The 18690-nt window shown below is 60.9% G+C and carries 19 protein-coding genes; 7 read left to right on the forward strand and 12 right to left on the reverse strand.

The window, feature by feature from the left end; genetic code table 11:
* Positions 1-1665, reverse strand: coding sequence for a bifunctional 3-(3-hydroxy-phenyl)propionate/3-hydroxycinnamic acid hydroxylase (locus CWM54_RS07620; protein WP_100696648.1), 1665 nt, complete (start codon positions 1663-1665; stop codon positions 1-3).
* 177 nt (positions 1666-1842) lie between these two features.
* Here CWM54_RS07620 and CWM54_RS07625 point away from each other — a divergent pair, with 177 nt between their 5' ends.
* The 4 genes from CWM54_RS07625 (at position 1843) to CWM54_RS07640 (ending at position 5549) form a co-directional block, all read left to right on the forward strand.
* Positions 1843-2655: a DNA-binding transcriptional regulator gene (locus CWM54_RS07625; RefSeq protein WP_100696649.1), complete on the forward strand. Its 813-nt coding sequence runs from the start codon at positions 1843-1845 to the stop codon at positions 2653-2655.
* A gap of 92 nt (positions 2656-2747) precedes the next feature.
* Positions 2748-3806, forward strand: a complete 1059-nt coding sequence (locus tag CWM54_RS07630) for an ABC transporter substrate-binding protein (RefSeq protein ID WP_100696651.1) — start codon at positions 2748-2750, stop codon at positions 3804-3806.
* Positions 3796-4803 carry a FecCD family ABC transporter permease gene (locus CWM54_RS07635; protein WP_100696653.1) on the forward strand — a complete coding sequence of 336 codons (1008 nt, stop codon included), beginning with the start codon at positions 3796-3798 and terminating at the stop codon, positions 4801-4803. The genes CWM54_RS07630 and CWM54_RS07635 overlap by 11 nt, the downstream gene beginning before the upstream one ends.
* On the forward strand, positions 4800-5549 hold the full coding sequence (locus tag CWM54_RS07640; protein WP_061154256.1) for an ABC transporter ATP-binding protein: 750 nt from the start codon (positions 4800-4802) through the stop codon (positions 5547-5549). The genes CWM54_RS07635 and CWM54_RS07640 overlap by 4 nt, the downstream gene beginning before the upstream one ends.
* On the opposite strand, the gene CWM54_RS07645 is transcribed toward CWM54_RS07640, so the two are convergent.
* The 4 genes from CWM54_RS07645 to CWM54_RS07660 all read right to left on the reverse strand — a co-directional run bounded on the left by CWM54_RS07645 (position 5533) and on the right by CWM54_RS07660 (position 10432).
* Positions 5533-6276: a substrate-binding domain-containing protein gene (locus CWM54_RS07645; protein ID WP_100696655.1), complete on the reverse strand. Its 744-nt coding sequence runs from the start codon at positions 6274-6276 to the stop codon at positions 5533-5535. The genes CWM54_RS07640 and CWM54_RS07645 overlap by 17 nt on opposite strands.
* Positions 6277-6332: 56 nt before the next feature.
* Positions 6333-7169 (reverse strand): shikimate dehydrogenase family protein, encoded by an 837-nt coding sequence (locus CWM54_RS07650; RefSeq protein WP_100680511.1) that lies wholly within the window; start codon positions 7167-7169, stop codon positions 6333-6335.
* Positions 7170-7184: 15 nt separating this feature from the next.
* Positions 7185-8507, reverse strand: a complete 1323-nt coding sequence (locus CWM54_RS07655; RefSeq protein ID WP_061154254.1) for an MFS transporter — start codon at positions 8505-8507, stop codon at positions 7185-7187.
* A gap of 71 nt (positions 8508-8578) precedes the next feature.
* On the reverse strand, positions 8579-10432 hold the full coding sequence (locus CWM54_RS07660) for a bifunctional sugar phosphate isomerase/epimerase/4-hydroxyphenylpyruvate dioxygenase family protein (protein ID WP_100696657.1): 1854 nt from the start codon (positions 10430-10432) through the stop codon (positions 8579-8581).
* Between the two features lie 126 nt (positions 10433-10558).
* Between CWM54_RS07660 and CWM54_RS07665 the strand changes: the two genes are divergently transcribed.
* Positions 10559-11197: a TetR/AcrR family transcriptional regulator gene (locus tag CWM54_RS07665; RefSeq protein ID WP_008804472.1), complete on the forward strand. Its 639-nt coding sequence runs from the start codon at positions 10559-10561 to the stop codon at positions 11195-11197.
* Positions 11198-11214: 17 nt separating this feature from the next.
* Here CWM54_RS07665 and fumD read toward each other — a convergent pair whose 3' ends face one another.
* Both fumD and CWM54_RS28455 read right to left on the reverse strand, forming a co-directional pair.
* Positions 11215-11427: a fumarate hydratase FumD gene (fumD, locus tag CWM54_RS07670; RefSeq protein ID WP_061154252.1), complete on the reverse strand. Its 213-nt coding sequence runs from the start codon at positions 11425-11427 to the stop codon at positions 11215-11217.
* A gap of 236 nt (positions 11428-11663) precedes the next feature.
* Positions 11664-11795, reverse strand: a complete 132-nt coding sequence (locus CWM54_RS28455; protein WP_004217210.1) for a hypothetical protein — start codon at positions 11793-11795, stop codon at positions 11664-11666.
* Positions 11796-11932: 137 nt separating this feature from the next.
* Between CWM54_RS28455 and pykF the strand changes: the two genes are divergently transcribed.
* Positions 11933-13345 (forward strand): pyruvate kinase PykF, encoded by a 1413-nt coding sequence (gene pykF / locus CWM54_RS07675; RefSeq protein WP_012541397.1) that lies wholly within the window; start codon positions 11933-11935, stop codon positions 13343-13345.
* Between the two features lie 312 nt (positions 13346-13657).
* The gene (locus CWM54_RS07680; protein ID WP_002908860.1) at positions 13658-13894 is read left to right on the forward strand and encodes a major outer membrane lipoprotein; all 237 of its coding nucleotides are present in this window, start codon (positions 13658-13660) and stop codon (positions 13892-13894) included.
* A gap of 61 nt (positions 13895-13955) precedes the next feature.
* On the opposite strand, the gene ldtE is transcribed toward CWM54_RS07680, so the two are convergent.
* From ldtE to sufC, 5 genes are all read right to left on the reverse strand, one after another.
* Positions 13956-14942: a L,D-transpeptidase LdtE gene (gene ldtE / locus CWM54_RS07685; RefSeq protein WP_100680513.1), complete on the reverse strand. Its 987-nt coding sequence runs from the start codon at positions 14940-14942 to the stop codon at positions 13956-13958.
* 100 nt (positions 14943-15042) lie between these two features.
* The gene (gene sufE, locus CWM54_RS07690) at positions 15043-15459 is read right to left on the reverse strand and encodes a cysteine desulfuration protein SufE (protein WP_008804468.1); all 417 of its coding nucleotides are present in this window, start codon (positions 15457-15459) and stop codon (positions 15043-15045) included.
* Positions 15460-15470: 11 nt separating this feature from the next.
* The gene (gene sufS, locus CWM54_RS07695) at positions 15471-16691 is read right to left on the reverse strand and encodes a cysteine desulfurase SufS (protein ID WP_100696659.1); all 1221 of its coding nucleotides are present in this window, start codon (positions 16689-16691) and stop codon (positions 15471-15473) included.
* Entirely contained in the window at positions 16688-17962 is a 1275-nt protein-coding gene (gene sufD, locus CWM54_RS07700; protein WP_100696661.1) for a Fe-S cluster assembly protein SufD, read from the reverse strand. Before sufD ends, sufS begins: the two co-directional genes overlap by 4 nt.
* The gene (gene sufC / locus CWM54_RS07705; RefSeq protein ID WP_100680516.1) at positions 17937-18683 is read right to left on the reverse strand and encodes a Fe-S cluster assembly ATPase SufC; all 747 of its coding nucleotides are present in this window, start codon (positions 18681-18683) and stop codon (positions 17937-17939) included. Before sufC ends, sufD begins: the two co-directional genes overlap by 26 nt.
* Positions 18684-18690: the final 7 nt, after the last annotated feature.

Consider the following 18690-nt stretch of genomic DNA (forward strand, 5'->3'; position numbering starts at 1 on the left):
TCAGGCCACCTTCTCTTCAGCGTGGGCGGTGTCTCCGACCGCGAGAGTCATTTTTTCCGCCAGCGCGGTCAGCTGCGCGCCGAGGGTCTGCGGGATGGCGAGAGCGGCGACAAAGCGGTCCGGTCTGACCACGGCAATGGCGGTGTTATGCTGAGCAAACCAGCTCTTCAGGCGGTTTTGCGTATCGCCCACCCGCAACGTGCCGGGGGCGTTATCCTGCTCGCGATGGATCTGCACCTCCGGCACCACCTGGATAAAGCGCACTCCGGCCGCGCGCCAGCGGGCGATCTGCCCGGCGTCGAGCCCCCACTGCGGGTTGCAGCCCCAGCCGATAATGGCGAAATTCGCGCCGATGACGTCGTCGAGCAGCACGCTCTCGCCGCTCTCCAGCGTCACCTGCGGTTGAATAAACATTTTGCCCACCGGCGAGGTCTTGCCGGCGGCGTCGATCAGCAGTGCCCCCTCGCGGTACTGCGGCATCGGCTTAAAGCGCATTTCGAGGAAGTAGCGCTTCACCGGCGGCAGGTAGTTCAGCAGCCAGGAGAGGCCGTCGCGCACGGCCCCCTGCCAGCGCTTCGGCGGCGCCAGCACGTGGCCGGCGGTGACCGACAGATCAATCATCGCTTTCGCGTGGTCGCGGCGCTCCTGCTGGTAGCTGTCGAGCAGCGCCTCTCCCGCTTTACCGTTGACCACCAGCGCCAGCTTCCACGCCAGGTTGAAGGCGTCGCGCATGCCGCTGTTGTACCCCTGGCCCTGCCAGACCGGCATGATGTGCGCCGCATCGCCGGCCAGCAGCACCCGGTCAATGCGAAAGCGTTCGGCAAGGCGGGCGTTATGGGTATAGACCCGCTGGCGGATCAGCTCGACGCGGTCCGGGTCCGGCAGTACTTTGCTCAGCAGACGACGCATATTGTGCGGCTCGCTGAGCTGGGCTTCGGTTTCTCCGGGCATCACCATAAATTCAAAGCGGCGCACGCCATGGGGCAGCGCGGCGGAAACGTAGGGTCGCACCGGGTCGCAGCACAGGTAAACGTGCGGGGTGGCCAGCGGGTCGTTGGCGATATCGATGACGATCCACTGATTCGGCGCGGTCTTGCCTTCGAAGGGGACGTTCAGCGTACGACGAATAAAGCTGGCGCCGCCGTCGCAGGCCACCAGCCAGTCCGCGCGCACCGTCTCCCGCTCGCCATCGGGCCCTTTGATATTTAACGTGACACCGTCACCGTTCTGGCTAAAGGCTTCCACTTCGCGGGAGAAGAGGCAGCGGACCTGCGGGAAACGCTGCAGACCGTGATACATCACCGCATCGACCTGCGGCTGAATGAAGGCGTTGCGCCGCGACCAGCCAAACTCATCGGTCATCGGCTGGATATCGGCAAAGCAGCGCCCCTTCGGGGTCAGAAAGCGCATGGCGTGCCACGGCGTGGTGTGCGGCAGCACGTCATTCACCAGTCCCACCGCCTGCATCGCCCGCAAGGATTCATCGTCAATGCCGATGGCCCGCGGGTAATCGATCAGTGTGTCGAGCTTTTCCACCACCAGCACGCTGATGCCCATCTGGCCAAGGTAGTTGGCCATCATCAGGCCAACCGGACCGGCGCCGGCGATGGCGACCTGAGCGGTATGCTGCACGGCGGGTTGAATATCGGGTGTAGATGTTGTCATTCTCAGCGACCTCACGACTCGGAAACTGCCCGGCTGACAGGCAATTTGTTAATCATGTGTAAACGTATTTTTATAATGGGCTGAGTATAGGGCGGGGGTTTTCGGCTACAATCAAAACATCACCGAATGTGCACCAGGTGCACGACTCTGTTTATAAAGCATTTTAAGGAAGGATTTATGCGTGACGATGGGTCCACTGAGTACAAAACGGTGCGCGGGTTAAGCCGGGGTTTATTGTTATTAAAATTGTTAAATAAATTCGACGGCGGCGCGACGCCGGGCCTGCTGGCGGAGTTTAGCGGCCTGCATCGCACCACCGTGCGCCGGCTGCTGGAGACGCTGCAGGAGGAGGGTTTTGTCCGCCGCAGCCGCTCCGATGACAGCTTCCGGTTGACCATTAACGTCCGCCAGCTGAGCGATGGATTTCGTGACGAACATTGGATTTCTGCCCTTGCCACGCCGCTGCTCGGCGAGCTGCTACGCGAGGTGCAATGGCCGACAGACATCACCACCCTCGACGTCGACGCCATGGTGGTGCGCGAGACCACCCACCGCTTCAGCCGGTTGTCGTTTCACCGCGCGATGGTCGGACGGCGGCTGCCGCTGCTGCTCACCGCCTCCGGGCTGACGTGGCTGGCCTTTGCCCCCGACGCAGAGCGCGACGCCATTGTCAGCATGCTGGCCGCGTGTCCGGAAGCTGAGTATCAGCTGGCCCGCGAACCGGAACGGCTGGCGGCGATCCTCGCCCGCACCCGCCAGAACGGCTACGGTGAAAACTTCCGCGGCTGGCAGCAGGAGGAGAAAATCGCCTCCATCGCCGTGCCGGTCTGCAGCCAGCAGCGGGTTATCGGCTGCCTGAACCTGGTCTATATCGCCAGCGCAATGACCATTGAGCAGGCGGCGCAGAAGCATCTCCCTGCGCTGCAGAGGGTGGCGAGGCAGATAGAGGCCCGCATGGAAGAGGAAGAAGTGTGGTACGAAATGCCTTGATCGTGATGAGGGTAAATGCGATCAACCATTGCGCCCGGCTACGTTATATAATTTAATACATAACGAATTTTTCACGCCATTCGGGCCACACCATGTCAAAACACCCCTTACTGCTGGGCCTGACGCTGCTCAGCGCCAGCCTGTTCACCGGCCAGGCCTTTGCCGACCGCACCGTCACCGACCAGCTGGGTCGCCAGGTCACCCTCCCAGACCACGTCACCCGCGTCGTGGTTCTGCAGCATCAGACGCTCAACCTGCTGGTGCAACTGCATGCCGCCGAGGATATCGTCGGCGTCTTAAGCAGCTGGAAAAAACAGCTCGGGCCGCAGTTCGCCCGCTTTATGCCCGAGATCGGGCAACTGGCGACGCCGGGCGATCTCACCCAGGTCAATATTGAAAGCCTGCTGGCGCTGCGTCCGCAGGTGGTTTTTGTCGCCAACTATGCGCCGCCGGCGATGATCGCGCAGATCCAACAGGCCGGGATCCCGGTGGTGGCCATCTCGCTGCGCCAGGACGCCGCGAGTGAAAAAAATAAAATGAACCCCGCCATGGCAGACGAAGAGCAGGCCTATAACGCCGGGCTGGTGGAGGGGATCCGCCTTATCGGCGAGGTCGTCGAACGCCAGCCCGAGGCCGAGGCGCTGATTCACTACACCTTCGAGGCGCGCAAACAAGCCAATGCGCCGGTGGCCGATATTCCACCGAACCAGCGGGTGCGGGTGTATATGGCCAACCCCGATCTGAATACCTACGGCGCCGGTAAATACACCGGGCTGATGATGGCGCACGCCGGGGCGCTGAACGTGGCGGCCGCCAGCGTAAAAGGCGCCCGTCAGGTGTCGCTGGAGCAGGTGCTGGAGTGGAACCCGCAAGTGATCTTCGTCCAGGACCGTTATCCGCAGGTGGTCAAACAGATAGAGAACGATCCGCAGTGGCAGGCGATCGATGCGGTGAAACACCACCGCGTGTGGCTGATGCCGGAGTACGCCAAAGCCTGGGGTTACCCGATGCCGGAGGCCCTGGCGCTGGGCGAGCTGTGGATGGCGAAAAAACTCTATCCTTCGCGCTATCAGAACATCGATGTGGACAGTAAAGCCAGGGATTACTATCAGCGTTTTTACCGCGTGGCGTGGACGCCAGATGCGCGCTAACCTCCATCCCTGGCGGTTGCAGGGTAGCCTGGCGCTGGCGACGCTGGCGATCGCGGTCGTCTCGCTCTGTTTCGGCCAGTACCCGTTAAGCCTGCGCGCCGTTGGGCACACCCTGGTCCATCTGCCGCCAGGTGAAGGGGTGATCGGGCAGATCGTCTGGTCGGTTCGCCTGCCGCGCGTGGTCATGGCCCTGCTGGCCGGGGGCGCGCTGGGGCTGTGCGGCGCCACCTTGCAGGGCGTGTTCCAGAACCCGCTGGTGGACCCGCACATCATCGGGGTGACCGCCGGCTCCGCCTTCGGCGGTACGCTGGCGATCCTGTTGGGCGTCGGCAGTCTGCTGATGATGGCCTCGACCTTTTTCTTCGGCCTCGTCGCGCTGGGGCTGATTTACGCCCTCGCCGCCCTGCAGGGGCGGGACAGCACGCTGGGGCTGATTCTGTCCGGGATCATTCTCAGCGGCTTCTTCGCCGCGCTGGTCAGCCTGATGCAGTACCTCGCCGATAGCGAAGAGACGTTACCGAACATTGTTTTTTGGCTGCTCGGCAGCTTCGCGACCGCCAGCTGGCATAAGGTACTGCTTATGTTCCTGCCCATGGCGGTGGCCGCCGGAGTGCTGTGGAAGCTGCGCTGGCGAATCAACCTGCTGGCCCTGGAGGAACGCGATGCCCGCAGTCTTGGCGTACCGGTGGCCGCGCTGCGTCGCGGCGTGCTGGTGTGCTGTGCGGTGCTGGTGGCAGCCCAGGTGGCGGTCAGCGGCAGCATCGCCTGGATGGGTCTGGTGGTCCCGCACCTCGCCCGCCTGCTGGTGGGCGCTGACCATCGTCGCCTGCTGCCTACCGCCTTCTGGCTTGGCGCCGCCCTGATGCTGGTGGTGGACGATCTGGCGCGCACGCTGACCCAGGCGGAAATCCCGATCGGGATCATCACTGCCCTGCTCGGGGCGCCGCTGTTTACCGCGTTGCTGGTGCAATCCCGGCGCCGGAGTACCGCCCGATGAACAGCTCATTATCGCTGGAAGCGCTACGCTACGGCCACCGTCAGCCGCTCTTCGCCCCGCTCACGCTGGCCTGCCGGCCCGGTGAGATCTGGGCGGTGCTGGGCGCCAATGGCCGGGGAAAAAGTACCCTGCTGGACACCCTGACCGGCGTGTTGCCGCCGCTGGGCGGCCAGGTGCAGTGTGAGGGCGGCGTCGCCCTGGTCCCGCAGTCGTTTCGTCCCGCTTTTCGCTGGCGCGTGAGCGATGTCGTGCTGATGGGCCGCGCCCGTCATGTGGATCTCTTTGCCCAGCCGGGCGAGGAGGATGCCCGGCGGGTTGAGAACGCGCTGGCGCAGCTGGGGATTGCCGCCCTGGCCGGAGATGACTTCGGCGCCCTCTCCGGCGGCCAGCAGCAGCTGGTGCTGATTGCCCGCGCGCTGGTCAGCGCCAGCCAGAATATCCTGCTGGATGAGCCCTGCTCGGCGCTGGACCTCGCGAATCAGCAGGTGGTGCTGCAGCTGATCGGCGACCTCGCCCACCGCCAGGCGCGCACAGTCCTGTTCACCACCCATGATCCAAACCATGCGCTGCAGGTGGCCAGCCATACGCTGCTTCTTCTGCCGGAGGGCCAGTGGCTGGCAGGCGAGACCGCCGACGTGCTGAGCGAAACGCACCTCCGGCAAGCGTACGGCCTGCCGGTACGTCTGATCCACCATGCCGCCTCCGCGTCCCCTCTGCTGGCGCCGGGGTTTACTCTGCGTCGCTGAACGGCATAAAACCCGCTTGCCGGAGATACTTCTGGCCAACGTCGCCGAGGATAAAGCGATACAGGGCCAGCGCGGCGGGATCCGTCCTGAGGCGCGCCAGCTGGTAATCGCAGCGAATATTCCACGGCGCCGGGATGGTCAGGGTACGCAGATCGTCGCTGGCGGCCAGCACGGGGCCATAGTGCGCGTAGCCGATAAACAGATCTGCCAGGTTCTGGCGAATAAGCCACGCGCCGGCTATCTCGCCCGGCGGCACGCTCAGTGAGTCTCTGCCGCCGACCCGCGGCTGCGCTCGCCCGGCTATCGCAGTGCCCAACCCAGGATAATGCGCCTCAATTCGGGCAAACAGTTGCCAGGTATAATCTCCCGACGGATCGCATCCCGGCGTGGAGGTCGCCAGCCGCAGGCGGGGTGTGCAGAGCAGTGCCAGCCAGTCCAGGCCATCGTTGTCCGGCGACCGCCGGGCGGTCAGCATCAGCTGGTTGCCGGCAAATCCCTGGCATTCCTGCGCCAGACCGGCCTGCAGCAGTGCCTGCGGGTGCGCCGCGTTGGCGGACGCAAAAACCGCGCACGGCGCCCCGGCCTCGATCCGCTCGCGCAGCAGGCCGGCAGGGCCAAACTGCGCATCGACCGCCAGGCCAGTGTGCTGCTGAAAGTGCGCCACCAGCGGCAGGAAAGCGCTTCTCAGGCTTCCCGCCGCCAGCAGCGTGAGAGGAGTGGACATCATAGAGAGTCGCTATAAACCGGATAATATAACGCTATATTACCCGGTTTGCCGTCGCGTCAGTAGCGAATTTCTGCCAGCGCACGCAGCTGCTCGGGGGTGGCTACCGGCAGGTCGAAAAAGCGCAGATAGGCGGGGATCATTTCAAACAACATGTCAGTCCCGCGCTGGATATGGCACTGTCGCGCCTGAGCGGCCCTCAGCAGCGGGGTGTACTCCTGGGTCATGACGACCTCCCCCACCCAGGTGCCTGGCGCCAGACGGTCAACGTCCAGCGGCAGCGGATCGCTGGCCTTCATCCCCAGCGGGGTGGCGTTGACCACCAGCTCGTGTCCGGCAGGATCGGGCTGCATCAGGGTGATATCGAGCTGCGGATAGTGCTGATGCAGCCGTCCGGCGAGGGCGTGCGCCACCTCGGGCCGGGTATCGTACAGGGTCAGGGCGCTGACTCCCGCCGCCGCGAGGGAGGCGGCGATAGCCGATCCCACCCCGCCGCTGCCGACCACCAGCGCCCGCGTCCCCTGCGGGTTAAACCCTTTACGGCGCAGGCCCAGCACAAAGCCGTCGCCATCGAACATATCCCCGCTCAGGCTGCCGTCGGCCTCGCGACGGATGGCGTTGCAGGCGCCGGCGATAGCCGCCGTCGGGCTCAGGCGCTGCACCAGATCGCAGGTGGCGATTTTATGCGGCATCGTCACCAGCGCGCCGATGATGTTGGTCATCGTAAACAGCGGCGGAATAAACGCGGCGTAGTCCTCCGGCCTGACCCCCATCGGCACCACCTTTACGTCCACCTGCTGGTCGACGAACCACGGGTTATAGATCATCGGCGCCTTAAAACTGGCGGTCGGATAGCCAAGGTGCGCTATCAGCCGCGTATTTCCACTAATCACCATGCCTTGCTCCTTTGCTTACTGCGATAACTCGATACGTTTGACGTCGCCGAGGATAAACAGATAGGCCACCACGCCCAGCAGCGCGGCACCGCCGATGTAGATCAACGCGTAGAAGAAATTGCCGAACCCGGCAACGATAAAGCCGATCACCAGCGGGGTGAGGATCCCCGCGAGGTTGGCGCAGAAGTTAAACAGGCCGCCGGTCAGGCCGCCCAGCCCCTTCGGGGCAATATCGGAGATCAGCGTCCAGCCAAGCCCCACCATTCCCTGACCAAAAAAGGCAAACGACATCACCAGGATCACCGCCACGTCGCTCTGCAGCCAGTTGGCGGTGATAATGCAGCTGGCCATCAGCAGACCGGCGACGATCGGCAGCTTACGACCAAGGTTGGCCGATCCGGTGGCCTTGAGCAGTTTGTCGGAGATCCAGCCGCCAAACATCACCCCACCGGCGGCGGCGACAAACGGCAGGATGGAGAAGAAGCCGACCTTCAGCCACGGCATATGCCGCTCGGTGGCCAGCCAGGTCGGGAACCAGGTGAGAAAGAATACCAGCACGGTATTGCCGGCAAACTGGCCGATACTGGCGCCGATGATCTGCCGTTTGCTCAGCAGCTGGCGGACCAGCGGCCAGCTGAACGCCACCTGCTGGTCCGTCGGGGCGCTCAGGCCGCCGCCGTTTTCGATATGCTCGCGCTCCTGCTGGCTGAGGCGCGGATCTTCATGCGGTTCGCGGTAGCAGCGCCACCACACCAGGGCAAACAGAATACCGACCGCGCCGACGCTGACGAACAACACCCGCCAGCCGAAGCCGTCCATGATCCAGAACAGCAGCGGCGCAAAGCAGGCCAGCCCGAGGTATTCCCCTACGGTGTACACCGCTGTGGCTTTCGCTCGCTCATGCTGCGGGAACCAGGCGCTGACCACCCGGCTGTTGACCGGAAAGCACGGCGCTTCACTAATGCCGAGTCCGAAGCGACACAGCAACAGTGTTTTCAACCCCACCGCCATGCCGTGGAACAGGGTAAACAGCGACCACAGGGTCAGCGACAGAAAATAGGTCACTTTGTTGCCAAAGCGGTCAAGAAACAGCCCGCCGGGGATCTGCGCCAGGGCATAGGTCCAGGCGAAGGCGGAAAAAAGGATACCCATGATCGCCGGGTCAATCCCCAGCTCACCGGTGAGCTTTGGGGCGGCGATCCCCAGCACGGTGCGATCGAGGTAGTTGATCATGGTACCAACGGCCAACAGCGCAAGGATGCCGATGCGCCGCCGGGAGCGGCGCACGGTGACGGCAGGCTGGGCGGCAGCCGTCGGGTTAGGGCTATATGAGCTCATAGTCAGTTCCTGTCTCGGGTACAGAGGATGTTGTTATTGTGTTTAAGGCATAATGAACCATTTGATTCGGGCTAACAATACTGCATCGCCGCCAGACGGACGGCGGCATTCGCCGCGCCATAGAGCGCGTAGCCGGCCCGTCGTTCGGTTAACTCAAAGAAAAAGCGCCCGGCGGTAAAGGGGCGGGTATAAAGATGCAGGAAGGCCCCGCCCTGCGGATCGCGGTCGTAGAGGAGCTGCCGCCGCTGCAGTTGCCCAACGTCCAGCTCGCCGCCGAAGCGCGCCAGCAGATCGTCATAATAGTTGGCCGGGATCGGCAGCGCATGGCGGGCAACCTCGGCAAGCTGGTCGCAGGTGGCCGGCAGATCGCGGCAGGCAAAGGCCGCATGCTGCAGCCCCGCCCCCTGGTAGCAGGCGACCGAGCGGGCGATCTGCGTCGCCCGGCTCTGCGAAATATTCAGCGCCAGACGAATATCGCCCTGCGGGCTGCGCACCGCCAGACTGCGCACCAGTCCATACGGGTCCGGCAGCGTCTGCTCATGCTCAAGGGTAAAACCAAACACGGTGCGGAAGAACATCACCCAGTTGTCGCGGCTGTCGGCCTCCATCCCCAGCGCCAGATGGTCGATACCGAGATAATCCTCGCGCACCGTCAGCCCGTCGCGCAGATGAAAATCGCGCTCATAGATCGCCTCCCCGGCGTCGATGAGATAGATAAGGCTACCGTCCGGGGCGCAGATCGCCGGGATCGGCGTTTCGTTCGGCCCGGCATCGCCCTGCCAGGTGGCATACCCCAGCGCGCGGGCGCGGGCAACAATCGGCGCACTGCGATCGACCCGCAGCGCCATGGCGCAGAGCGAAACGCCGTGGCGTTGATAGAAATGATCGGCCCAGCTGTGGGGCTGATGGTTGATGACGATCCGCGCCCCGCCGTTGCGCCACAGCGTCACCTGTTTGGAGCGGTGGCTTCCCTCGTGCTGAAAACCCAGCGCCTGCAGATGCTGCCCCAGGCGCTGCGCCTCGGCAGCGCTGGCGGCAAACTCGATAAACTCCAGCCCGTGATAGACCGGCAGCGGCGGCGGTGAAAACAGATCGGCATTGCACGTCGGGAGCCGACGGCGGGTTTGCTCCTCCAGCCACAGCAGCGAACGGTAACCATCTTTAGCCGTCGCGCCGTTCGGCGAGGCGCGAAAACCGTCATTGAAGATCTCCAGCGACCAGGGGCCGCGATAGCCGCAGCGGGTGATCTGCTCGGCAAACGCCTCCAGCGGCAGCTCGCCCTGCCCGGGGAAGCAGCGGAAGTGGCGACTCCACTCGAGGAGATCCATTTTCATGTACGGCGCATCGGCGAGCTGAACAAAGGTGATTTTCTCCACCGGCACTGACAGCAGCGCATCCAGGGTGTCGCCGCGGGCCAGAATATGGAAGCTGTCGAGCACCAGGCCCAGCGCCGGGCTGTCCACCCGCCGCACCCGCTCCCAGGCCTGCTGCCAGCGGTTCACATGGGTTCCCCAGGCCAGGGCCTCATAGCCGATGGTGATCCCCTCTTCTTCCGCCAGCGTTGCCAGCGCCCGCAGGTCCGCGACCTGCAATTCGCTATCCGCCGAGCAGTCCGGCTGCACATTGCTGCACAGCAGCAGCGTGTCGCAGCCCAGCTCGTGCATCAGGGCAAACTTGCGCCGAGCGCGGGTCATATTCGCCGCAAACTGCGCCCGGCTGGCGCCTTCAAAATCGCGAAAGGGTTGAAAAAGCGTGATTTTCAACCCTAAATCGGCGGCAAGCTGGCGGATTTCCGCCGGCGTCCCCGTATAATAGAGCAGATCGTTCTCGAAAATTTCCACACCCTGATAGCCCGCCGCCGCAATAGCGTGCAGCTTCTCAGGCAGGGTGCCGGAAATCGAAACGGTGGCGATAGAGCGCAGCATAAGGTCCTCGGGTCAACAACTGACGTGAGCCTTGAATATGTATCATTTGGTTCATTTGCGCCATACTAGGTTGCTAAATTGTGATCATTATGTGTATTTTTTGTCACCCAAGAAAAAGGAGTTGCCATGACCGTCGTTGCTCATGATGAAGCACAATCCCTGAAGGCGCGGATTTTCAGCGCCGCTATCGCTGTCTTTGCTGAACACGGGCTGTCAGGCGCCCGCATGGAGCAGATCGCCACCGAGGCGCAGACCACCAAGCGCATGGTGGTTTACTACTTCAAAAGCAAAGAGCAGCTCTATCAGGAGGTGCTGCAGTATGTGTATGCGCGGATCCGCGAAACCGAGCAGCAGCTGGGGCTGGAGAATGTGCCGCCAGTGGAGGCGCTGGTGCGGCTGGTGCGCTGGAGCGTGCGTTATCACGCCACCCACGCGGACTATATGCGGGTGATTTGCATGGAGAATATGCAGCGCGGCAAGTGGTTACAAACCTCGGGTGAACTGAAACCGCTGAATCGTACCGCCCTGTCGATTCTGGAAGACATTTTACAGCGCGGCCAGCAGCAAGGCGTCTTTCAGGCGGGACTCGAAGCGCGCGATGTGCACCGGTTAATCAGCAGCTTCAGCTTTTATCAGGTGTCGAATTTCTACACCTTCAGCAGCCTGTACCTTGACGATCCGCTGCCCGCCATCGACGACGAAGCGATGGTGGCCCACCACTGTGACATTGCCGTCCGGGCGGTGATCCGCTTCGTGATTTCCTGACCCGCCGGCGAAAGACGTTAATGCCCGGAAAGGGCGTGAATGACTTTCGCCATGGCCTCTTCGGTGAGGGGCGAACGCTGAATTTTGGGATTCGCCAGCGAGGTGCGCAGTACGCCGGCAATGACAATGTGTTTCGGCTCCTGACCCAGGTCACGCATTTCCAGCACCACTTTACCCACCACGCGGCACATTTCCTGGTACAGCTCGTCGTCTTTCGCTTTATTTCCCATCCGGTTTTGCTCACACTTTATTATTATCAATCAATTCATTATTGATAGATTTTTTCCGCAACGCAAATCATCCCCGACAGAAAGGGTCAATGGCGCGTTTTACTGGCTCATAATGCGAGAAAAAGCGCGTTCTGCTGCCCCTTTGCCTGCCTGGTGATGAAAAAATGTGTTGCGTACTTTTATGCATAACGTGCCGGTTTTGTTACGCGTTTTGTCCATAATTTGAAACGAGGTTTTTATTTTCCTTTTTGATTTCGGCAGCGTATAATGCGCTTCGATTCTTTCTTGAATGGTTTCAGCGCATTGGACTGCATGATAAAACGCATAACACCTTGCCACATTTCATGGGCTGAACCGCCAGCACACATTCTTCTGCACGCTCCGGGGTTGTCACCTATCCTTAGGGCGTGGCTTAGCAACTTTCGTAATACAGGTTTGGCTCCCCGGCAGTGCGCCCGCGGAGCGAGAATTCCATATCCTTCACAACTTAAAGACTAAAACTGTCATGAAAAAGACCAAAATTGTTTGCACCATCGGTCCGAAAACCGAATCTGAAGAGATGCTGACCAAAATGCTGGAAGCCGGCATGAACGTGATGCGTCTGAACTTCTCCCACGGTGACTATGCGGAACACGGTCAGCGCATCCAGAACCTGCGCAATGTGATGAGCAAAACCGGTAAGAAAGCCGCTATTCTGCTGGACACCAAAGGCCCGGAAATTCGTACCATCAAGCTGGAAGGCGGCAACGACGTCTCACTGAAAGCAGGCCAGACCTTCACCTTCACCACCGATAAATCCGTCGTCGGCAACAACGAAATCGTTGCAGTGACCTACGAAGGCTTCACGTCTGACCTCACCGTCGGCAACACCGTTCTGGTGGACGATGGCCTGATCGGCATGGAAGTGACGGCTATCGAAGGCAACAAAGTTATCTGTAAAGTGCTGAACAACGGCGACCTTGGCGAGAACAAAGGCGTAAACCTGCCGGGCGTCTCCATCGCCCTGCCGGCGCTGGCTGAGAAAGACAAACAGGACCTGATCTTCGGTTGCGAACAGGGCGTGGACTTTGTCGCGGCCTCCTTCATCCGTAAACGTTCCGACGTCGTCGAGATCCGTGAGCACCTGAAAGCCCACGGCGGCGAAAACATCCAGATCATCTCCAAAATCGAAAACCAGGAAGGCCTGAACAACTTCGACGAAATCCTCGAAGCCTCTGACGGCATCATGGTTGCTCGTGGCGACATGGGCGTTGAGATCCCGGTTGAAGAAGTTATCTTCGCCCAGAAAATGATCATCGAAAAATGTATCCGCGCGCGTAAAGTGGTTATCACCGCGACTCAGATGCTGGACTCCATGATCAAGAACCCGCGTCCGACCCGCGCTGAAGCCGGCGACGTGGCCAACGCCATCCTCGACGGTACCGATGCAGTGATGCTGTCCGGCGAATCCGCGAAAGGTAAATACCCGCTGGAAGCCGTCACCATCATGGCCACCATCTGCGAACGTACTGACCGCGTAATGACCAGCCGTCTGGACTTCAACAACGACAACCGTAAACTGCGCATCACCGAAGCGGTGTGCCGCGGCGCGGTAGAAACCGCTGAGAAACTGGAAGCGCCGCTGATCGTTGTCGCCACCCAGGGCGGTAAATCCGCGCGCGCTGTACGCAAATACTTCCCGGATGCCACCATCCTGGCCCTGACTACCAACGAAACCACCGCTCGCCAGCTGGTGCTGAGCAAAGGCGTTGTGCCGCAGCTGGTGGAAGAGATTGCCTCTACCGATGACTTCTATCATCTGGGCAAAGATCTGGCGCTGAAAAGCGGCCTCGCGCGCAAAGGCGACGTGGTGGTGATGGTTTCCGGCGCATTAGTGCCGAGTGGTACCACTAATACGGCTTCCGTACACGTGCTGTAATAATTTACAGGTTAATTGGTTTTTTTTAATAAAGCGCCTCTCGGGGCGCTTTTTTTTATTCATTGATTAGCTCTTCCTATTAAAAATGCAAATCGGAATTTACTATTTAATAAGAGATTATCTAAGATGAATCCGATGGAAGCGCGCTGTTTTCACTCGCCTTTTTCAGCGATTTTGTCCAATTCGATGCTTCTTTGAGCGAACGATCAAAAATAAGTGCGTTCAGGTAAAAAAAATATTCTCATCCCAAAAAACTTTGTGTAATACTTGTAACGCTACATGGAGATTAACTCAATCTAGAGGGTATTAATAATGAATCGTACTAAACTGGTACTGGGCGCGGTAATCCTGGGTTCTACTCTGCTGGCTGGTTGCTCCAGCAATGCTAAAATCGATCAGCTGTCTTCTGACGTTCAGACTCTGAACGCTAAAGTTGACCAGCTGAGCAACGACGTGAACGCAATGCGTTCCGACGTTCAGGCTGCTAAAGACGACGCAGCTCGCGCTAACCAGCGTCTGGACAACCAGGCTCACTCTTACCGTAAGTAAGAGTTCTGGTAATAAAAATGGCGCACTCTGTGCGCCATTTTTTTTGCCCTCAGCATGAGGGCTACTGGGTAAGCAGGCTGTTGTCAGACGGCGTGTTCTGCGCCGACAGCGTTGCTGCAGCACTCCCCGTCCCCGTGGACACCACCACCGGATATCCCGCCCTTCTCGACATCGCTTTTTTCAGCTGTACATCATCGACCGCCTTATCCTCTGCGAAGGCGTGAAACGCTGCAGGCAGCGTGTAAGCGATGGTCCGGGTGTTTTCCTCTTCCGTCTGCGAAAGCGGCCTGTGGACCTCGACATAGCGTTTACCATCCGGTTCGACGGCAAACTTCACCGGCTGATTGATAATCCGTACCGGCGTCCCGGTTTTCACCTGGTTGAACAGCGCTTTGATGTCATCGGCGTTCATTCGCATACAGCCTGAGCTGACGCGTAAACCGACGCTGTCCGGCGCGTTGGTGCCATGAATCAGATATTCGCCGTTGCCATAGGCCAGACGCAGCGCGTAGCGCCCCAGCGGATTGTACGGCCCGGCCGGGACCACCGCCGGTAACGTCACCCCTTTCTCCAGCGAACGCGCCCGAATGCCCGCGGTGGGCGTCCAGGTCGGGTTGGGGATCTTCTGCCCGACGCGGGTGGTCATCTCAGGCGTTTCCAGCCCTAACTGGCCGATACCCAGCGGATAGACCTGCACCTGATTCTCTCCCGGTGGGAAGTAATACAGCCGCAGTTCTGCAAGGTTGACGACGATGCCCTCTCGCGGCACGTCGGGGAGCAGCATCTGGGAGGGGATCAGGACCTGAGTACCGGGCTTCGGCTGCACCGGCGCGATGGTATCGTTGGCTTCGAGGATCAGCATCGCCGCGGTATCAAAATGGCGGGCGATCGCCTGCAGGTTGCGGTCTCCCTCCTGTACGGTCCAGTACTGGTTCTGGCCAATCAGCCGGCTGTTGGCGGGAGGAAGCGGGTAGTCGACGGCCCAGGCGGCCGAGGAGGCGCCAAGCGCGCTGAGAAGGGCTAAGGTGATCATCGTTTTGCGTTTCATACTGAGATTCCTTCTTTCGCTGATAAAACGCCAGGAGACTGAACGGCGGCAGGAGCAGAACCCCTACCGGACGTAACAGAATGAAATCTACCTGTTTATTCTAGCTAATATTTGCGGCTTTCGCGCGGATCGCACGGATCATGGCTTCAAGCCCTTGCGAGCGGGAGGGAGTCAGGTGTTGGGTGAGCGCCATTTTTTCAAACCACGGGCGCACGTCGAACTCGATGATATCCTGGGCGGTCATCCGATCATAAAGGATAAACACCACCGCAATCAGCCCTTTGACGATCGCCGCATCGCTGTCACCGCGCAGGGTGATAACGCCGGAGGGGTCCTGCGCCATCACGATCCACACCTGGCTTTGACACCCCTGAATAATGTTCTGCACGCTGTGTTCTTCCGGGCTTAGCGGCGCCAGCCGCTGGCCCAGCTCAATGATATAGAGATACTTCTCTTCCCAGTTGGCGCAACGGCTAAAATTGCGCAACAGTTTGTCTTTGTCCGGTAGTGCCGCCATCGTCACGTCCTTTACCCTAATAATTTGTGGATCCGCTGCAGGCCAGCCACCAGGCGGTCCACCTCTTCCGTGGTATTGTACATCGCCAGCGACGCCCGGCACATGGCCGGTACCTGGTACCAGGCCATCAGGGGCATCGCGCAGTGGTGCCCGGTCCGCACGGCGATACCGTAGTTGTCGAGGAAGCTACCGACGTCATAGGCGTGATGCTGGCCGAGGTTAAAGGCGATCACCCCTTTGCGCTGCGCCGGCCCGTAGAGGATCAGATCCGGCACGGCGCGCAGGGCCTCCAGCGCATAGCGCATCAGGGTCTGCTCGTACTCCGCGATCTGCGTCAGCCCCAGCTGGCTGACGTAGGTCAGCGCCGCGCCGAGGCCAATGATCCCCCCGGTATTCGGCGTACCGGCCTCAAAGCGCCACGGCGCCCGGTTCCAGGTGGTGCCTTCCGTCAGGCTGACGGTGGCGATCATCGACCCGCCGCCTTCCCACGGCGCCATCGCCTGCAGCAGCTCGGACCGACCATAGAGCACGCCGATCCCGGTCGGGCCATACAGTTTGTGTCCGGAGAAGACGTAGAAATCGCAGCCGAGCGCCTGCACATCTACCGGGTGGTGCATCACCGCCTGGGCGCCATCCACCAGCACTTTCGCGCCATGCTGATGCGCAAGGGCAATCAGCGCCGCTAGCGGGTTTTCCGTCCCCAGCACGTTGGAGACCTCGGTAATCGCCAGCAGGCGAGTGCGCGGGTCAAACAGTCGCGGAATAACGTCCAGCTGCAGGGTGCCGTCCGGGTTCAGGGGGATCACCCGCAGCTCAGCCCCGACGCGGGCGCAGAGCATCTGCCACGGCACAATGTTGGCGTGGTGCTCCATCTCGCTGATGATGATGTTATCCCCGGCGCCGACGTTGGCATTCCCCCAACTGTTGGCCACCAGGTTGATGCCCTCGGTGGTACCGCGGACAAATACCAGCTCCTCCGCCGACCCGGCGTTGATGAAGGCGGCCGCCTGCTGGCGCACCGCTTCCATCCGCGCGGTAGCTTCCGCGCTGAGGGTGTGGATCCCGCGGTGCACCGCCGCGTAGCCATGGCGATAGAATTCCGCTTCGGCGCCGATCACTGCCTCCGGTTTCTGAGCACTGGCGGCGCTGTCAAGATAGGCCAGCGGCTGACCGTTGACCTCCCGGTTCAGTACCGGAAAATCGGCGCGAACGCGTTCAACTGAAAATGTCATACTGTGCCTCCCGGCAAACGCTGTCCAATCCGCGCCAGCACCTGTTCTCTGAGCGCGTCGCTGCGGATAGCCTCGGTGAGCTCGGCGGCGAAGGCGTAGAGGATCATCTGCTGCGCCGCCTGCTGTTCGATACCGCGCGAGCGCAGATAGAACAGCTGTTCTTCATCAATGCGCCCGACGGTCGCCCCGTGGCTGCATTTCACGTCATCGGCGTAAATCTCCAGCTGCGGTTTGGTGTCGACCTCCGCCAGTCGCCCAAGCAGCAGATTGTTGTTGGTCATCTGGCCGTCGGTTTTCAGCGCGTGCGGCGCGACGTTGATCAGCCCGTTAAATACCGCCCGGCCCTTATCGCTGACGATGGTTTTGTGCAGCTGACGGCTGTTGCAGTAGCCGACCTGATGGTCGAGCCAGGTGCGGCTGTCGCAGACCTCATTGTTCACCGGCATCGCCAGCGAATTGAGGCGCAGGTTGCTGTTTTCACCGCCCAGGCGCGTGCTGGTATGATGACGCAGCACCTGGCCGCCGAGCAGGAAACTGCTGCTGAAGGCCGAGGCGTCGCGGCCCAGCAGCAGGTCGTTATGGGCGAAGTGGTAGCTGAGCGCGTTCTCAAACGCCAGCTTGATATGCTGGAGGTGCGCGTTATCGGCCACCGTCATGGTCAGTCGCCCGCCGGTGAAGTGCGGCTGCTCATTAAAGCTGAGGTAATGTTCGACCAGGGTCGCCTCCGCCCCGCTCTCCAGCGCCAGGTGATGGCGATAGTGGGCGGTATTCAGCGCATCGCCGGCCAGGCCGCGGGTGATATGCATCAGCAGCAGCGGCTTATCCAGGCGGCGGTTGCGCGGTACGCGAAGGCGGGTCACCGTCTGCGCCAGGCTTTCGGTCAGATGGAGAAACACCTCCGGCTGCAAAGCATCCGGCAGATGCTGGCGTTGGTTATCGACGCTGACCTCCACGCCGCTGGCGGCGAGATCGTCGCTCAGCTCAGGATGATAGCGTCCATCGATAAACACCAGCCGCCAGGCGTCCAGCGGTAGCGCCAGCGCATCACGCTGTTCAGCACTAAGAGATGCCCCCTCATCGGCGACAAAGTGGCCGTTCAGTAGCGCGTCCAGCGGGGTGTATTTCCAGTCCTCCTGCTTGCGCGTCGGCAGCCCCAGGCGCAGCATCTGCTGCAGATGCTGGGTGGCCTCCGCCGTACGCTGGCCGCCCTGCGCTTCAAACAGGTGGTGCCACTGCTGCAGCGCGTTACTGCTGTTCGGTAAGCCAGCCATAGCCCTGCTCCTCCAGCTGTTTGACGAGGGTGAAATCCCCCGACTTCACAATCCGCCCCTGATACAGCACATGGACGTAATCCGGCTTGATATAGTCAAGAATGCGCTGGTAGTGGGTAACAATGATGAAAGCGCGTTTACCGTCGCGCAGAGCATTTACCCCCTGGGAGACGATTTTCAGGGCATCGATATCCAGCCCCGAATCCGATTCATCGAGAATGCACAGCTCAGGCTCCAGCACCGCCATCTGCAGAATATCGTTACGCTTTTTCTCACCGCCGGAGAAGCCGACGTTCACCGAGCGGGTCAGCAGATCTTCCGGCATCTGCAGCAGCCTGATTTTCTCTTCCATCAGATCCTGGAAGTCGAAGCGATCCAGCGGCTCCTGGCCGCGATAGTTGCGCACGGCATTCAGCGCGGTCTGCAGGAAGAACTGGTTGCTGACGCCGGGAATTTCCACCGGATACTGGAAGGCCATAAAGATGCCTTCCCCGGCGCGATCTTCCGGGGCGAGTTCCAGCAGGTCTTTACCCTTAAATTCGACGTGGCCGCCGGTCACCTCGTAATCCTCACGCCCGGCCAGGGTGGCCGAAAGCGTACTTTTCCCCGAGCCGTTTGGCCCCATAATGGCGTGGACCTCCCCCGGGCGCACCTCAAGGTTCAGCCCGCGCAGGATCGCTTTATCTTCGACGGCGACATGTAAATCTTGAATACTTAACATCTTTTTT

It is taken from the genome of Klebsiella sp. D-Nf1 (assembly GCF_002810515.1).
GTDB classification, from domain to species: Bacteria; Pseudomonadota; Gammaproteobacteria; order Enterobacterales; family Enterobacteriaceae; genus Klebsiella; species Klebsiella variicola.

Excerpts from the sequence above, each read along its gene's own strand:
- CWM54_RS07620 (WP_100696648.1), bottom strand. The coding sequence starts at position 1,665 with ATGACAACATCTACACCCGATATTCAACCCGCCGTGCAGCATACCGCT.
- CWM54_RS07625 (WP_100696649.1), top strand. The coding sequence starts at position 1,843 with ATGCGTGACGATGGGTCCACTGAGTACAAAACGGTGCGCGGGTTAAGC.
- CWM54_RS07630 (WP_100696651.1), top strand. The coding sequence starts at position 2,748 with ATGTCAAAACACCCCTTACTGCTGGGCCTGACGCTGCTCAGCGCCAGC.
- CWM54_RS07635 (WP_100696653.1), top strand. The coding sequence starts at position 3,796 with ATGCGCGCTAACCTCCATCCCTGGCGGTTGCAGGGTAGCCTGGCGCTG.
- CWM54_RS07640 (WP_061154256.1), top strand. The coding sequence starts at position 4,800 with ATGAACAGCTCATTATCGCTGGAAGCGCTACGCTACGGCCACCGTCAG.
- CWM54_RS07645 (WP_100696655.1), bottom strand. The coding sequence starts at position 6,276 with ATGATGTCCACTCCTCTCACGCTGCTGGCGGCGGGAAGCCTGAGAAGC.
- CWM54_RS07650 (WP_100680511.1), bottom strand. The coding sequence starts at position 7,169 with ATGGTGATTAGTGGAAATACGCGGCTGATAGCGCACCTTGGCTATCCG.
- CWM54_RS07655 (WP_061154254.1), bottom strand. The coding sequence starts at position 8,507 with ATGAGCTCATATAGCCCTAACCCGACGGCTGCCGCCCAGCCTGCCGTC.
- CWM54_RS07660 (WP_100696657.1), bottom strand. The coding sequence starts at position 10,432 with ATGCTGCGCTCTATCGCCACCGTTTCGATTTCCGGCACCCTGCCTGAG.
- CWM54_RS07665 (WP_008804472.1), top strand. The coding sequence starts at position 10,559 with ATGACCGTCGTTGCTCATGATGAAGCACAATCCCTGAAGGCGCGGATT.
- fumD (WP_061154252.1), bottom strand. The coding sequence starts at position 11,427 with ATGGGAAATAAAGCGAAAGACGACGAGCTGTACCAGGAAATGTGCCGC.
- CWM54_RS28455 (WP_004217210.1), bottom strand. The coding sequence starts at position 11,795 with ATGTGTGCTGGCGGTTCAGCCCATGAAATGTGGCAAGGTGTTATGCGT.
- pykF (WP_012541397.1), top strand. The coding sequence starts at position 11,933 with ATGAAAAAGACCAAAATTGTTTGCACCATCGGTCCGAAAACCGAATCT.
- CWM54_RS07680 (WP_002908860.1), top strand. The coding sequence starts at position 13,658 with ATGAATCGTACTAAACTGGTACTGGGCGCGGTAATCCTGGGTTCTACT.
- ldtE (WP_100680513.1), bottom strand. The coding sequence starts at position 14,942 with ATGAAACGCAAAACGATGATCACCTTAGCCCTTCTCAGCGCGCTTGGC.
- sufE (WP_008804468.1), bottom strand. The coding sequence starts at position 15,459 with ATGGCGGCACTACCGGACAAAGACAAACTGTTGCGCAATTTTAGCCGT.
- sufS (WP_100696659.1), bottom strand. The coding sequence starts at position 16,691 with ATGACATTTTCAGTTGAACGCGTTCGCGCCGATTTTCCGGTACTGAAC.
- sufD (WP_100696661.1), bottom strand. The coding sequence starts at position 17,962 with ATGGCTGGCTTACCGAACAGCAGTAACGCGCTGCAGCAGTGGCACCAC.
- sufC (WP_100680516.1), bottom strand. The coding sequence starts at position 18,683 with ATGTTAAGTATTCAAGATTTACATGTCGCCGTCGAAGATAAAGCGATC.